Here is a 15,349-nt window from a genome sequence, read left to right on the forward strand (position 1 = left end):
CTCGCTTTAATGCCCTTTGTCCACTTTGCCTTCCGTACAAGGCCGTTCGTACGCCACTTCTGGGCAGGCTGTGACGTAGTGGGCGGGACCGGAGGGGTGGACGGGCCTGCCCTGGGGGTGGTTGTGGTGATTAGGCTGGGGTGGGCGCGGCAGTAGTACCCGTGGACGGGACCGCCGCTTCACAGGGGGATCCGGGGCGCATCGAAAGGCCCCTGACGACGAGAACGGTCGCCCCAGCTCGCATGAGGGTGCTCGACCACACCAGGAGGAATTGTGAACAGCGATCGGGACGGGATCCGCGGGGGCTGGGCCACACCCGGCGATGACCAGTCCGACGCGGAGTCCGCCGTCGAGACGACGGGCGAGTTCACCATCGACTACGCCCCTCCTGCCTGGTACACGCAGAACGCGTCAGGCAGTTCGGACGGAGCTTCTCCGGCCGCGCCGGCCGCGGACACGACGGACGAGCCGGACGCACCTGGTGAGTCGAACGTGTCGAAGCAGGCCGACGAAGAGAAGGCGGAGCGGGACGCGGGCGGCACGACCGGCACGGCGCCGGTGGCCCGGCAGGCTCCGGTCGCGCCTGCGTTCGGCCCTCGGCTCCCGGGCGTGCCTGCCTTCGCTTCCGGGACTCCCTACAGTCAGCCGGTCGCGCCTCCCATTGCTCCTGTTACTCCTGTTACTCCTGCCAGGGGTCCTGCCGGCGTTCCGAACCTGCCGAACTTCCAGGCGCCAGGGCAAGGAACAGGGCATGGACAAGGCCAGGGCCAGGGCCAGGGCCGGCAGTCTTGGTCTTCGTCGGGTGCGGCGGTTCCTCCGGTTGGCGCTCCTCAGGCCGCGCAGGCTCCCGACGACGCCGAGGGCGACGGTGGTGACATCGAGAGCGGCGCCACTCTGCGGATCTCCCCCGGCGCCGTGAAGCGGGAGGCCGCGGAGCGGGCCGCAGCCGGTTCCCAGGCCGAGGCCGGGCGCGTACCCGACGCCGAGACAGTTGCCGAGCCCGAGGCCGAGCCCGAATCCGCCGGCCCGGACGATGTGGACGTCCCGAAGAGTGCCGAAGGGGAGGTCGTTCAGGTCGCGTTCGGGAATCAGTCCGAGGACGACGACCTGGTGGACGAAGGGGCCGAGGAGGCACCTCCTACGGACGAGGACGAGGACGAGGTGCGGCAGGACGAGGCCTCAACTCCGGCCCCGGCCGCACAGACGTCCGCGGACGACGACGAGCCGCGACCGGTTGACGCCATCGCACAGAACTCCGGCGATTTCGATGATCCCGCGCCCGTGACGGACGCCGAGCAGGAGGACGCGCCGCCGACGGGTGGGGCCGAGCCCCTCGACGCCGAGCCCTTCGACGCCGAGCCTCAGGACGCCGTCGCGGAGCCGGCCCCGAACGCGGCCGACGTCGTCAAGGACACGCCTCCCTCGTGGACTCCGCCGCCGCTGCCGCAGGGCGGACTGCCTCCGCTGCCGCCGTCGTACCAGCCTGCCGCGCCCGCTCCCGCCGGGCAGTGGCCCACCTCGACGGAGAGTGAGGGTGGGCAGCCGCGGGCGGACGCTCCGGCCCAGCCGTCCGTTCCGCCCCAGGGACAGCCGTTCCAGCCGCAGGCGCCGCAGCCCTCCCCGTCGGCCTGGCCTGTCGCACCCGGTATGCCGGCTGCCCCCGGTACGCCCGCTGCCGCCAGTACGCCTGCCGCCAGTGGCCCGGCGTCCGCGGGTCAGCCCAGTGGGTACGGGTTCCCGCAGTTCAGCGCTCCGGGTACGACTCCGGGGGCGCAGGACAGCGTTCCCGGAGCGCCCCCGGCGGCCCAGGCAGCCCCTGACTTCCCGCAGCCGCAGCAACCTCAGCAGCCGCAGCCCGGGGTGTCGCCCGCGCCTCCGGCTCAGGCTCCTGTTCCGGGTCCCGCACCGGTCGCGGGTCCGGGACCGCAGGGCGGTTACGGCTTCCCCCAGCCCGGACCCGCCGCCGCGCAGTCCCCCGCAGCCCCCGCGCCTCAGGACGGCTACGGTCTCCAGCAGCCGGCGCAGCCCGCGCAGCCCGCGGACGACCTGCGCAGCGCCTTGGAGGAAGCACGCCGCGCGCGCCGGGTGGCCGCTCAGGCCCAGCCCGTCCAACCTGCTCAGCCCGTCCAGCCCGTCCAGCCCGATCCGGCTGTTTCGAACTCGCCCGCGCCGGCCCCCGGTTACGGCTTCCCGCAGCCGGGCGTCCCTCACTCGCCTGCCCAGCCGGGGGGTTACGGCTTCCCGCAGCCGCAGGCACCGCAAGCCCCACAGGCTCCGGCTCCCCAGCAGCCCATCGCGCAGCCGTTCCCTCAGCAGGGCCAGCCCTACCAGCAGCCCCAGCCACAGGCCCAGCCCCAACAGCCCGTACCGCCGCAGCCGAACGCCGATGCCGACAGGCAGAGCGCCCCCCAGCCTCAGCCCCAGACCCAGCCGCCCCAGGCCCAGGGCCAGCCCGAGCAGCAGCCCCCCATCGATCCCCGTACCGGTACCGCCTGGCCGCAGCCCGTGCAGCACGATCAGCGGCAGCGCACCAATCCGGGGGCGCCGCTCGGCTACACGGCGGCCGTGGAGCTGTCGTCCGACCGGCTGCTCAACAACAAGAAGCAGAAGGCGAAGAGCGGGCGGCCGACGGCCGGGCCCTCCCGTTTCAAGCTCGGCGGGAAGAAGGAGGAGGCCGAGCGTCAGCGCAAGCTCGACCTGATCCGTACGCCGGTCCTGTCGTGCTACCGCATCGCCGTCATCAGCCTCAAGGGCGGCGTGGGCAAGACGACCACGACGACCGCCCTCGGCGCCACACTCGCCACCGAGCGGCAGGACAAGATCCTCGCCATCGACGCCAACCCGGACGCCGGTACGCTCGGCCGCCGGGTGCGCCGGGAGACCGGGGCCACCATCCGTGACCTCGTCCAGGCGATCCCGTACCTCAACTCGTACATGGACATCAGGCGGTTCACCTCGCAGGCCCCGTCGGGTCTTGAGATCATCGCCAACGACGTCGACCCGGCCGTCTCCACGACGTTCAACGACGAGGACTACCGGCGCGCGATCGACGTGCTCGGCAGGCAGTACCCGATCATCCTCACGGACTCCGGTACGGGCCTGCTGTACAGCGCCATGCGTGGCGTGCTCGACCTCGCCGACCAGCTCATCATCATCTCCACGCCGTCCGTCGACGGTGCCAGCAGCGCCAGTACGACGCTGGACTGGCTCTCGGCACACGGGTACGCGGATCTGGTGTCTCGGTCCCTCACCGTCATCTCCGGGGTGCGCGAGACCGGCAAGATGATCAAGGTGGACGACATCGTCAGCCACTTCGAGACGCGCTGCCGGGGCGTGATCACCGTTCCGTTCGACGAGCACCTGGCGGCCGGCGCCGAGGTCAATCTCGACATGATGCGGCCGAAGGTGCGCGAGGCGTACTTCAACCTCTCGGCGCTGGTCGCGGAGGACATCGCGCGGCACCAGCAGTCACAGGGCCTGTGGACGTCGGACGGCAACCCGCCGCCGGTCGCCGCTCCGCCGTTCCCCGGCCAGCCCATGCCCGGCCAGCCCATGCCTGGGCAACCCGTACCCGGGCAGCCCGTACCCGGGCAGCAGTATCCGGGCCAGCCGGGGCCGGGCCAATATCCCGGGCAGTTCCCTCAGCAGGGCCAGCCCGCACAGCCGGCCCAGCCGTACCAGCAACCGCAGCCGCAGCCCCAGCCGGGGCAGCCGCACCCCGGCCAGCCCTACCCGCCGCACGGAGCCCCGCCGCAGCAGCCCGGTCAGCCGGGTTACCCCGCTCCGCAGAGCTGGCAACCCCAGCCCGGGCAGCAGCCGGGTCAGCCGGGCGCGCCCTTCCAGCAGCCTCCGGCCGCGCCGGCACCCGGCCAGCCCTTCAACCCGAACGCGCCCGCTCCCGCCCCGGGGCAGGAGTTCCAGCCGGGTGCGCCCTATCAGCCCCAGCCCCAGTCTCCGCCCCAACCCCAACCCCCGCAGGCAGCGCAAGGCGATCAGGACGCTCAGGGCCAGGGCCAGGGCCAACCCCAGACCCCGCCGCCCCCGCCGCCCCACCAGTAACCGCTCGCACAGCCCACCCGTACGGTCCAATACTCGGCCGTCGATCCAAGCTCAGGGCCCGCCCCGTAGACCCACGGCGCGGGCCCTCGGCGTGCCCGGGACGCCCCTCGCGCGGCGGTGCCACATCACCGCCGTACCAGCCCCGTTTCGCACCGCCAGCCTCCCACCAGGCACCCTTCACCGGTCTGGACCAATGACCGTGACATCCGGGTCAACTCGTTATTTCCGCAGGCCACACGGGGTTCACGGGCCGTTGACGCATGCCGACCAGCGCTGATAGACACTCACATCGACCCGGCCGCGAGTGACGACGTGAGGTCAGCGAGCCATGGACACACATGACCAGTTCGGCACGGAGTTCTCCGCCGTCTCCGCCGTCAGGCCGGTGCAGCAGCCGCAGGTGCGTCGTGGCTGGTCGCGCGCACGCGGCGGAGCCTCGAACGGCACAGCCCCGCGCCCCCTACGGGGCGCTGTCCTCCGGCTCTTCGCGGTCGCCGGGGCCGGCGCCCTCACTCTCACCGTCGGTCAGGTGACGCCGCTCGGACCGGTGACCCAGCAGGCCGAGGCGAAGGACGACAAACAGGTCCTCACGGTCGCGGTGGCGCAGAGCGTCGACTCGCTGAGCCCGTTCCTGGCGGCGCGGCTGGTCAGTACGAGCGTCCACCGGCTCATGTACGAGTACCTGACCAACTACGACCCGAAGGACAACCACGCCGTCCCGGGGCTCGCCACCAAGTGGGAGCCCTCGGCCGACAAGCTCACCTGGACCTACACGATCCGCGACAACTCCTCGTGGTCGGACGGGAAGCAGGCGACCGCCGAGGACGCGGCGTGGACGTTCAACACGATGATGACCGACGAGGGTGCGGCCACCGCGAACGGCAGTTTCGTCGCGAACTTCAGGAAGGTCACCGCGCCGAGCCCCACCGAACTGGTCATCGAACTGAAGAAGCCGCAGGCCACGATGGCCGCGCTGGACGTGCCGATCGTGCCGAAGCACGTGTGGGAGAAGGTCGACGACTTCTCCGAGTTCAACAACGACAAGAAGTTCCCCGTCGTCGGCAACGGCCCGTTCGTCCTCACGGCCTACAAGGCCGACAGCTACGTACGGCTGAAGCCCAACAAGTCGTACTGGCGCGGGGCTCCGAAGTTCGACGAGCTGGTCTTCAAGTACTACAAGGACGGGGACGCGGCGGTCGCGGCGCTGCAGAAGGGCGAGGTGTCCTTCGTCTCCGGGCTGACGCCCGCGCAGGCCGCGGCCCTGAAGAGCCAGCAGGACGTCACCGTCAACGACGCCCCGGGCCGCCGTTTCTACGCGCTCGCCACCAACCCGGGCGCACGTGCCAGGGACGGCAAGAAGTTCGGCGACGGCCATGAGTCACTGAAGAACCCGCGGGTCCGCCGGGCGCTGTTCACGGCGGTGGACCGCAAGACCGTCATCGACAAGGTCTTCCAGGGCCACGCGGTGGAGGGCGAGGGCTACATCCCGCCGCGCTTCTCCACGTACTTCTGGAAACCGGCGGACGGCCAGCAGATCTCGTACGACCCTGCCGAGGCCGCGCGGCTGCTCGACGAGGCGGGCTACGAGAAGAACGGTGACGGCAAGCGCGTCGGCAAGAACGGCGAGCCGATCACCTACCGCGTCCTCTGCCACGCCACGGATCCGCAGGACAAGGCGGTCGGGAAGTATCTGCAGGAGTGGTGGGGCAAGCTCGGCATCGGCGTCTCGCTCGACTGCCGGGACAACGTGAGCGATCCCTGGCTCGCGGGCGAGTACGACCTCGCCTTCGACGGCTGGTCCGTCAACCCCGACCCCGACTTCGTCCTCTCCATCCACACCTGTGCGGCGCTCCCGGCGACGCCCAAGGACATCGGCGCGACCGACAACTTCATCTGCGACAAGAAGTACGACGAGCTGTACGACCAGCAGCTCGCCGAGTACGACGCCACCAAGAGGGCGGAAATCGTCAAGCGGATGGAGTCGCGGCTGTACGACACCGGGTACATGAACGTCATGGCGTACCCGAACGCGGTCGAGGCCTATCGCACGGACCAGATCGCGTCGATCACCAAGATGCCCGAGGCCGCGGGCAACATCTACGGCCAGGACGGCTACTGGAGCTGGTGGTCGGCCACTCCGGCCGCCGCCAGCGAGTCCTCCGACGACTCCGACCAGACAGGCGTCATCATCGGCATCGTCGCGGGCGTCATGATCCTCGCGGGTCTCGGGGCGTTCTTCGCGATGCGCCGCCGCGCCACCGCCGAGGACCGCGAATAGCCCCCGTCGAGCCGGGACAACCGGGAGTGGCCCAACAGTGAAGGCCGTCCATGACCGCTGAAGCGACACCCTCGCCGGCCTGGAAGACCGGCGGTCCGGCCGAGGCCGGTCCGCCGGCGGCCCGCGGACCACGGGTACGCGGCACCGCCTATCCGCGGTACGTGGCCGGCAAGCTGGGCGGCGCGGCCGTCTCCCTGCTCGCCGTCCTCGTCACCAGCTTCTTCCTCTTCCGGCTGATCCCCGGCGACCCGGTGAAGTTCATGACGGGCGGGCGCCAGGTGTCGGCCGAGCAACTGGGCGCGTATCGACGGGAGTTCGGGCTCGATCTGCCGTTGTGGCAGCAGTTCACCGACTACTGCGGCAAGGCGCTGACCGGCGATCTCGGCACCTCGTACCAGTTCCGGGCGCCGGTCATGGACAAGATCAGCGAGGCCCTGCCGAACACGCTGCTGCTCACGGGAACGTCGTTCGTCCTCTACACGGCGATCGGCGTCCTCCTCGGCACCCGGGCCGCGTGGCGCAACGGCGGCCTCGGCGACCGCCTCAACACCGGGCTCGCGCTGATCCTCTACTCGATCCCGTCGTTCTGGCTGGGGCTGCTGCTGATCATCGTCTTCTCGGTCGGGATCGGGCCGATTCCGGGCCTCTTCCCGACGGGCGGCATGGAGTCCGGCCAGGAGGAGGGCTTCGGTTACGTCCTCGACGTCGCCCATCACCTCGTTCTCCCCGTGGTGACGCTGGTGGCGGTCGAGTACGGGCAGACGCTGCTGGTCACCCGCTCGGCGCTGCTCGACGAGATGGGCAGCGACTATCTGACGACCGCGCGGGCCAAGGGCCTGCGGGACGATTCCGTGCGCCGCCGCCACGCGGTGCCGAACGCGCTGCTGCCGACGATGACGCTGGTCTTCATCAACCTCGGCCGGACCGTCGCGGGTGTGATCCTCGTCGAGACGGTCTTCTCCTGGCCCGGCCTCGGCGGGCTCTTCTACCAGGCGCTGAGCGTGCCCGATCTGCCCCTGGTGCAGGGGCTGTTCTTCGTCTTCGCCGCCGCGGTGATCGTGATGAACACGCTCGCCGATCTGATCTATCCGCTGCTCGATCCCAGGGTGGGCCGATGACGACGACGGACCCGGACGAGCCGATGGCGGACCCGGGTGAACCGCTGGTCTCCCGGCCGGTCCCCGCGAAGGCCGGTCCCCGCGCCCTCGCCCGGCAGCGGCGGCGCGCTTCCGCCGTCCGCTTCTGGCAGCGGTACCGCACCCACCGCTCCGGTCTCCTCGGCCTGGCCGCGCTCGCGCTCTTCGCTCTGGTCGCGCTGACCGCACCGCTGACCGTCGGCTCCGACGTGCAGAGTGTGACGGGCGCGCCCGGGCGGCCCATGGAGAGCCCGAGCCTCGAATTCCCGCTCGGCACCGACCAGTTCGGGCGCAGCCTGCTCGGCCTGGTGGTGTGGGGCTCGCGGGTGTCACTGCTCGTGGGTCTGCTCGCGGCCGTCCTCTCGGTCGCCATCGGCGCGCTCATCGGTATCACCGCCGGTCACTTCCGCGGCTGGTTCGCGACGGTGGTGATGCGGATCACGGACTGGTTCCTGGTCATGCCGACGCTGGTGCTCGCGATCGCGCTCGCGACCGTGATGTCCCGCTCGCTCGGCACGATCATCCTGGCGATCGGTGTCACGACGTGGCCGACGACGGCCCGGCTGGTGCGTGCGCAGACCCTCGCCGTCGAGTCCAGGCCGTACATCGAACGCGCGAAGGCCCTGGGCGGCGGCCACTGGCACGTCATGTCCCGTCACGTACTGCCCAATGTCATGCCGCTGGTGCTGGCGCAGACGACCCTGATCATCTCCTCCGCGATCCTCGCCGAGGCGACGCTGGCCTTCCTCGGTCTCGGCGACCCGACGGTCGTCTCCTGGGGCGGTCTGCTCCAGGACGCGCGCGAGGCGGGTGCGGTGAGCGCCGGGAAGTGGTGGTACCTCGTACCGCCGGGCATCGCGATCGCCGTCGTGGCCCTCGCCTTCACCCTGTGCGGGCGCGCCGTGGAGTCCGTCCTCAATCCCAAGCTGGGGGTGGCCCGTTGAGCACGTCGACCACGCAACCCTTGTTGGACGTACGGAACCTGGAGGTGACGTACGCCGGCGGGGTGGCCGCCGTGCGCGGTGTGAACCTCACCGTGGACGCCGGGCAGAAGGTCGGCGTCGCGGGCGAGTCCGGCTGCGGCAAGTCCACGCTGGCGCTCGCGCTGCTGCGGCTGCTGCCGGCCGGGGCCCGGGTGAGCGGCGAGATCCTCCTCGACGGCGAGGACGTACTGACCATGAAGTGGGGTCGGGTACGGGCGGTCCGCTGGGCCGGGGCCTCGATCGTCTTCCAGGGCGCGATGCACTCGCTCAACGCCGTGCACCGCGTGGGGGACCAGATCGCCGAGCCGATCCTGCTGCACCGGAAGGCCGGCGCGGCGGGCGCGCGGAAGCGGACCGGCGAGCTGCTGGAGCAGGTGGGTCTCCCGGCGGCGCGGGCGTCCGCGTACCCGCACGAACTGTCCGGCGGTCAGCGGCAGCGCGTGATGATCGCCATGGCCCTGGCCTGCGATCCCCGGTTGGTCGTCGCCGACGAACCGACCACCGCGCTCGACGTGATGATCCAGGCGCAGATCCTGCGCCTCATCCAGCAACTCGTCTCCGAGCAGGAGCTGGGCCTCCTCATGATCAGCCACGACCTCGCGGTCCTGTCCGACACCTGCGACCGGCTCGCGGTGATGTACGCGGGCCGGGTGGTCGAGGAAGGGCCCGCCCGGCAGGTGTACGAGGACGCCCGGCACCCGTACGGGCAGGCGCTCTCGGCCGCCTTCCCGCGCATCGGGGACGCCGGGTCGCGGTTCGCGCCGCGCGGCCTGCCCGGGGACCCGCCCGATCCGTCCGCGCTGCCACCCGGCTGCGCGTTCCACCCCCGATGCGCGGTGGCACTGGACTCGTGCGCCGCGCAGGACCAGCTCCTGCGCCCTGCCGCGTCGGACCGCTGGGCGGCTTGCGTGCACGTGGGCACGGCGGGTCCTGCGGGGCCTGCGGGTTCCGCGGGGGCTGCCGTAGCGGAAGAGGCGAGGCACACCCCATGACGACGACGCCCCGGTCGGTCCCCGCCGCGGCCCCGGTCCCCTCCGCTTCCCTCCTGAGCGCCGAGGGGCTGCGGGTCAGCTTTCCGGCGCGGCGGGGCGACGCCGCTCGGGCCCATGCCGTCGACGGGGTGGATCTCGACATCCGTCCCGGTGAGATCGTCGCGCTGGTCGGCGAGTCGGGCTGCGGCAAGACGACGCTGGCTCGTTCGCTCCTCGGACTGGTCCCGCCGACAGCGGGCCGGGTCACCTTCGCGGGCCGGCCGCTCGACTACTCCTCGCGGGCCCTCAAGGCGTACCGCAAGCGGGTCCAACTGGTCCTCCAGGACCCGAGCGGCTCGCTCAACCCCCGGCACACGGTGTATGACGCGGTCGCGGAGGGGCTGCGCATCCACGCGTACCCGGGCGACGAGCGCGAGGCGGTCGCAAGAGCTCTCTCCCGGGCCGGACTTCGACCGCCCGACCGATTCTTCCTCCGCTACCCGCACGAGCTGTCGGGCGGCCAGCGCCAGCGTGTCGTCATCGCGGGCGCGCTCGTCCTGGAGCCCGAACTCATCGTCGCGGACGAGCCGGTGGCCTCCCTGGACGCGTCGGTACGCGGTGAGATCCTGGCCCTGCTGCTGCGACTGCGCGCCGAACTCGGCCTGTCCGCACTGGTGGTGACCCACGACCTCGGTCTCGCGTGGAACATCGCGGACCGGGTCGCGGTGATGTACCTGGGCCGGATCATCGAGACCGGAGCGGTGGAGGATGTGCTGAGGGCACCTCAGCACCCGTACACGCAGGCCTTGTTGTCCGTGCTGCCCGAGGCCCCCGGCGACCCGATCGTGCTGACCGGCGAGCCCCCGGACCCGTCCCGCATCCCCACCGGCTGCCGCTTCCACGCCCGCTGCCAGATCCTGGCGAACGGCGAGGCGGAGCGCGCGGGGGTGGCGACCGCATGCCGCACAAAGGACCTACCGCTGCTCAACGGCACCGCCACCTCCCAGGTGGCCTGCCACTGGGCGCGTGCCGCGTCCCCCTAGGGACGCGGGGCTGTGACATGTGCGGCCCCGCCGCGTGCGCGCGACCGGCCGCAGCGGACCGTCAGCCGGCCGGCGGACCGATCAAGCCCCGTCGTAGGCCTCGACAAGTACCCGAGACCGCTTCACGTCATCCGCGATCGCTTCCAGCAACCCCTCGATGGAATCGAACTTCGCCATCCCCCGCACGAAGGCCAGGAAGTCGACGGCGACATGCAGACCGTACAGATCGAGCCCCACGCGATCGATGGCGTACGCCTCGACCGTGCGCTCGGTCCCGTCGAACTGCGGATTCGTCCCGACGGAGATCGCCGCCGGCATCGCTTCGCCCTGCGCGTGCAGCCACCCCGCGTACACCCCGTCCGCGGGGATCGCGGTGTGCGGGAGCGTCTCCACGTTGGCGGTGGGGAAGCCCAGTTCACGGCCGCGCTGGGCGCCACGGACCACAACGCCCTCGACGCGGTGCGGGCGGCCCAGGATCTCGCGGGCCCCCTCGACCTCGCCCTCGGCGACCAGCCGCCGGGTGAGCGTCGAGGAGAACGGCTCACCACCGCCCGCTTCGCCGGTCACGTACAGATCCACCACGTCGACCTCGAAGTCGTACGTCTTGCCCTGCTCGGCGAGGAAGGCGACATTGCCGGCGGCTTTGTGGCCGAAGCGGAAGTTGGGGCCCTCGACAACGGCCTTCGCCTGCAGCTTGTCGACGAGGACCTTCACCACGAACTCGGCGGGCGACAGCTTCGAGAACTCGGTCGTGAAGGGCAGGATGAGCAACGCGTCCACACCCAGTTCTGCCATCAGCTCGGCGCGGCGGTGGTGCGGCGCGAGCAGGGGCGGGTGGCTGCCGGGACGGACGACCTCGCTCGGGTGCGGGTCGAACGTGACCACGACGGACGGAACGCCCAGTTCACGCGCCCGCTCGACGGTATGGCTGATGATCAGCTGGTGTCCGCGGTGGACCCCGTCGTACGAGCCGATGGTGACGATGCTGCGCCCCCAGTCCTGGGGGATGTCCTCCAAGCCACGCCAGCGCTGCACTGTGACCGCTCCTCGTCGAACCTGTGTCCGTGTCTGCCTCATACGCAGCTCTAAGGGTGCCATGCCGCGTCCTGTGGACCCGCATCGGCATGGGCCCTGTGACCGGTGGCACGTGACAGCGGCGGGGACGACCTGGGGGTCATACCGGGACCCGCACCCCCGCCAGGTCCTCGATCACGCGGCCCGTGCTCGGTCCCACCACGGTGGACCACTCCTCGGGCGCGGCGGCCAGCCAGCGGGTCATGAGCACGGCGAAGCCGGGGATCCGGCGGCCGAGATCGACGAGGGCGCGGTCGAAACGGGTGGCGCCGTCCGGGGTGCGTACGAGCAGGACGCCCACGGTGTGGACCAGGGCGCGGATGTGCTCCTCGTCGCTCCGGGCCGCTCCCTCCGCGGCGGCCCGTACCAGCGCGTCCAGCACCATCGGGTCGTCTTCGCGCGTCAACAGGAGGTCCAGGAACTCGCGCCGCAACGGGCGGGACGCGGGCGTGCCGGGCGCCGCGAACACCTCGGCGAGCGCCGCCCGCAGCAGTGGCCCGCCACCGTCGAGCAGGCCGGCGGCGAGGGGGTACAGCACCGCGCCGGGGTCGGGGCCCTGCTCCAGGCGCCGGTCGACGTACACGGCCACCTGCGCGGCCGTCTCCGGACGCCGCTCCACGACCTCGCGTACGAGGGCGGCGACGCGGCGGGCCAGCGACGGCGTCGTGACCTCGGCGAGCGTGCGCAGCGCCGTGCCGTCGTCCGGTTCGCGCAGGCGGTCATGGAACGCGGCGAGCACCGGATCGGGGTGCGTCGCCAGCGCGGCGACCAGCACGCTCGCGGGCAGCCGCGGGTCGCGGGCCCGGAAGCGGGCGAGGGCCTGCGGCAGATGGCGGGCCCTGGTGTGCGGATCGCGGACCAGCAGGGCCAGGGCGTCACCGTGCAGCGTGCAGTCGCCGGGGCGGGCCAGCAGCGCGAGAGCGGTCCGGCGCAGCAGCTCCCGGTCGGCCTCGGCGCGTACGTGCGCGGCGGTCCGCAGCGCGTAGGCCGCCGCCGCTGCCCGCCGGGCCGGGCGCGCATCGTGCACCCAGCGGTCGACCGCGCGGCAGAGCGCGGACGGCTCCTCCTCGGCGAGCACGTCCAGCAGTTCCTCCGCGCGCGCGTGCCCGCTGTCGACCAGGGCCTCGGTCAGGTCGTCCGGAGCGCGACGACGGTGGGTGTGCAGCAGGACCTGCGCGGCGGTCGCCACGGTGGCGTCGGGGGTCGCGGGCAGCGGACGGTCGTCGTCGAACCAGTGGGTGAGGTGCGGTTGCACCCCGGCCGGGTCGGCCACGAGGAGTTCGGACACGGCGTCCAGGTAACGCGGTTCGGTGGCGGGCGGCGCCCCGTCCGCCACGACGAGCCGCCTCAGCAGATCGAAGCGGTGCGCCCGCGGCAGGGGCAGCCTTCGCCAGAAGCCGGGGCCGAACTCCGCCGGCACGGACCGCCCTTCGGCCCGCCACCTGACCACGTGCTCGGCGAGGTGCCGCAGCACTCCGAGGTACGGGGTCGCGTCGGGCACCCGGAGCAGTACGCCACGGAGCAGCCGGGTGGGCCGCCAGGCATCGGCGTCCGCGTCGTCCACCGCGCCGTCGAGGGCACGGAGCAGTTCGCGCAGGCGGAGGGTGAGGTGATCGTCTCCCTGTTGACGCGGCACGAGAAGGAGGGCCTGGAGCACGGGGGCGAGGCGGTGGCGAGGGAGGTCGAGGGCCTCGGGCCCGCTCGGACCGCGCGCGGAGCCGCGGCGGGGCGCCAAAGCCCCGAACACGGCGTCCAGGTCGAGGTGCGTGCCCTGGATCCAGTCGGCGAACTCCTCGTGCGCGAAGCGGTAGCCGTCCCCGGCCGGCACGAGCAGGCCCTCGGTGAGCACGGCGGAGGCCCACCCGGTGCAGCCGCCGAGCCGCCGGTCGGGCACGGGACCCCACGGGAACAGGGTCTCGAACGCCGCCCGGTCCAGCTCCCCCTCCCCCGGGCCCAGACACCGCCGTGCCGCCACGTGCACCTGCCCGGAGACGCGGGCCGCGAGGCGCCGCACCGCTGTCCCGCGCAGCCCGTTGGCCGCCGCGAGCCGCACGGCCACCCGCAGACACATCAGATCGAGGTACGCGGCGAAGACCTCGTCCCGCTTCGCCTTCCCGGGCGGGCCTCCGGACAGCGCGGCCCGCACCTCCGACAGCAGCCGCAGCGTCAGCGGATGCCGTGCGTCTGCCCCGTCCAGTGCCCCCTCCGGGATCCCGTACCGCGCCCGGGCCTCGCGTGCCTCGTCCTCCTCCAGATCTCCGAGGCGTACGCAGGCGGGCAGTTCCGCGGATGCCTCGCCTCCGCTCCACCGGGCCCCGTACAGCAGCTCGGGCGGGAACCGGGTCCCCGCCCACTCCCAGTACTCGTCCCGGCAGGCCACCACGAGACGCACTCCGTGTTCCCGCAGCCAGTCAGCGGTACCGGTTGCCCACCGCGGCAACCGGTGGGCGAGGCCCGGGGGCATCTCCTCGGGGCTGTCGAGAAGGAGCAGAAGGGGCCGCCCGGCATCTGCGGCGAGGCGGGCCAGCCGCTCGGGCCGGATGTCTCCGAGCCCGCCTCGGCCGCCTGGCGCTCCGTCTCCCTTGTCGTCCCTGTCCGTGGGCTCCGGCCGGGGGCCGAGGGGCGAGGTCACGATCCGCCCCGCCCGCTCCAGCGTCCGCCGGGCCGCGTCGGCCACCGACACGTCGGTGTCCCGCAGATCGGCTCCGCGCAGCCACAGGGTCGGAGCCGGTTCCGCGCCCTGGTTGCGCCGGGCGGCCAGGCCCGCCAGCTCCGTCGTGCGACCGCTCCCCGGAGCACCGACCAGCGCGAGAACACCGTACGAGCCGGCGGACGGCTGCCAGGCGCCTTCGCTGAACGCCGTGAACTCCCGCACCACCGCCGCCCGTTCGACGGACAGGCCTCCGCCGGAGCCCGCCGGGGACTCGACGGTGGCCGTCAGTTCCAGGACGCCCGCCACGTTGAGGTCGTCCCCATGGGCGGGCACCGTCGCGGCGTTACGGGCCAGCAGGTCGGCGAGCGGGCCGCCCGAAGGCGTGCGGCCCGCGGACAGTGGTACCGCGAAGCCGCCGACCCGTCGGTCGGAGTGGAGCGCCGTGCCCAGGACGGCGACCACCGCACCGGTGGCCGCGTCGACCACCGGCCCTCCGGCCGCCCCGCCGCCGAGCCGCAGCGCGTCGCTGCCTGCCGTACCGATCGCCAGCTCCAGTGCGGAATCGAGGAGATGGGAGCGGTCGGTCGCCGTGTACGTCACGGCGGAAGAGCCCAGTACGCGGGCTTCCCGCCAGCCGCCCGCGGCGATACGGACGTACGTGCCGGTCTCCACGGAGCTGCGGACGGTGATCGGGAGGGGGGCGAGGCCGCCCAGTCCGTCGCAGTGGACGAGGGCGAGGCCGAGGGCCGGGAGCGCGGTGACCGAAGCGGCCGGGACCTGGCAGGTGCGGTCTCCGGCGGGCGCGTACAGGACGAGGCGGGGGAGGCCGTCCACCGCCTCGTGACTGGTGACGACCGTGCCGTGGTGGTCCGCGACGAAGCCGGTACCGCGCGGCCGGCCGGCCTGATCCAGGATTCGCACCAGGGACGGGTCCGCAGCTTCACCGGACCGGACAGCGGGCTGCCCTGTCCTGTCGGGCGCTGTGAGGGCGACGTCCCGGTGGATTCCGCCATCCGCCTCAGCCGTCACCGAGGTCTCCCGGGTCATGCTCGAACCTCCCCGCCGCGCGCGCCGTACCGTGCTTTCGACGCTTCGATTTCCGACGGTAGGCGCGCGATGATCGGCCGCGACAGATCCCGGGCCGAACAAGCC

At 72.4% G+C, this 15,349-nt stretch carries 8 protein-coding genes; 6 read left to right on the forward strand and 2 right to left on the reverse strand.

Annotated features, from left to right (window positions below; genetic code table 11):
- Positions 1-273: 273 nt before the first annotated feature.
- The 6 genes from ACIOKD_RS19090 to ACIOKD_RS19115 all read left to right on the forward strand — a co-directional run bounded on the left by ACIOKD_RS19090 (position 274) and on the right by ACIOKD_RS19115 (position 10,470).
- Positions 274-4,059, forward strand: coding sequence for an SCO5717 family growth-regulating ATPase (locus ACIOKD_RS19090; RefSeq protein ID WP_402085092.1), 3,786 nt, complete (start codon positions 274-276; stop codon positions 4,057-4,059).
- Between the two features lie 328 nt (positions 4,060-4,387).
- The gene (locus ACIOKD_RS19095; protein ID WP_402085094.1) at positions 4,388-6,337 is read left to right on the forward strand and encodes an ABC transporter substrate-binding protein; all 1,950 of its coding nucleotides are present in this window, start codon (positions 4,388-4,390) and stop codon (positions 6,335-6,337) included.
- Positions 6,338-6,387: 50 nt separating this feature from the next.
- The gene (locus ACIOKD_RS19100) at positions 6,388-7,455 is read left to right on the forward strand and encodes an ABC transporter permease (RefSeq protein ID WP_402085096.1); all 1,068 of its coding nucleotides are present in this window, start codon (positions 6,388-6,390) and stop codon (positions 7,453-7,455) included.
- Between the two features lie 23 nt (positions 7,456-7,478).
- Positions 7,479-8,417, forward strand: a complete 939-nt coding sequence (locus ACIOKD_RS19105) for an ABC transporter permease (protein WP_402085693.1) — start codon at positions 7,479-7,481, stop codon at positions 8,415-8,417.
- Positions 8,414-9,448: an ABC transporter ATP-binding protein gene (locus ACIOKD_RS19110; RefSeq protein WP_402085099.1), complete on the forward strand. Its 1,035-nt coding sequence runs from the start codon at positions 8,414-8,416 to the stop codon at positions 9,446-9,448. The genes ACIOKD_RS19105 and ACIOKD_RS19110 overlap by 4 nt, the downstream gene beginning before the upstream one ends.
- A complete protein-coding gene (locus tag ACIOKD_RS19115) occupies positions 9,445-10,470 on the forward strand; it encodes an oligopeptide/dipeptide ABC transporter ATP-binding protein (RefSeq protein WP_402085102.1) in 1,026 nt (341 codons plus the stop codon). Before ACIOKD_RS19110 ends, ACIOKD_RS19115 begins: the two co-directional genes overlap by 4 nt.
- 81 nt (positions 10,471-10,551) lie before the next feature.
- On the opposite strand, the gene ACIOKD_RS19120 is transcribed toward ACIOKD_RS19115, so the two are convergent.
- Both ACIOKD_RS19120 and ACIOKD_RS19125 read right to left on the reverse strand, forming a co-directional pair.
- The gene (locus ACIOKD_RS19120) at positions 10,552-11,505 is read right to left on the reverse strand and encodes a bifunctional riboflavin kinase/FAD synthetase (protein ID WP_402085105.1); all 954 of its coding nucleotides are present in this window, start codon (positions 11,503-11,505) and stop codon (positions 10,552-10,554) included.
- Between the two features lie 139 nt (positions 11,506-11,644).
- Positions 11,645-15,244 carry a trypsin-like peptidase domain-containing protein gene (locus tag ACIOKD_RS19125; RefSeq protein ID WP_402085108.1) on the reverse strand — a complete coding sequence of 1,200 codons (3,600 nt, stop codon included), beginning with the start codon at positions 15,242-15,244 and terminating at the stop codon, positions 11,645-11,647.
- Positions 15,245-15,349: the final 105 nt, after the last annotated feature.

Origin of the sequence: Streptomyces sp. NPDC087844 (genome assembly GCF_044742785.1) — a bacterium.
In the GTDB taxonomy this organism is placed as follows: Bacteria; Actinomycetota; Actinomycetes; order Streptomycetales; family Streptomycetaceae; genus Streptomyces.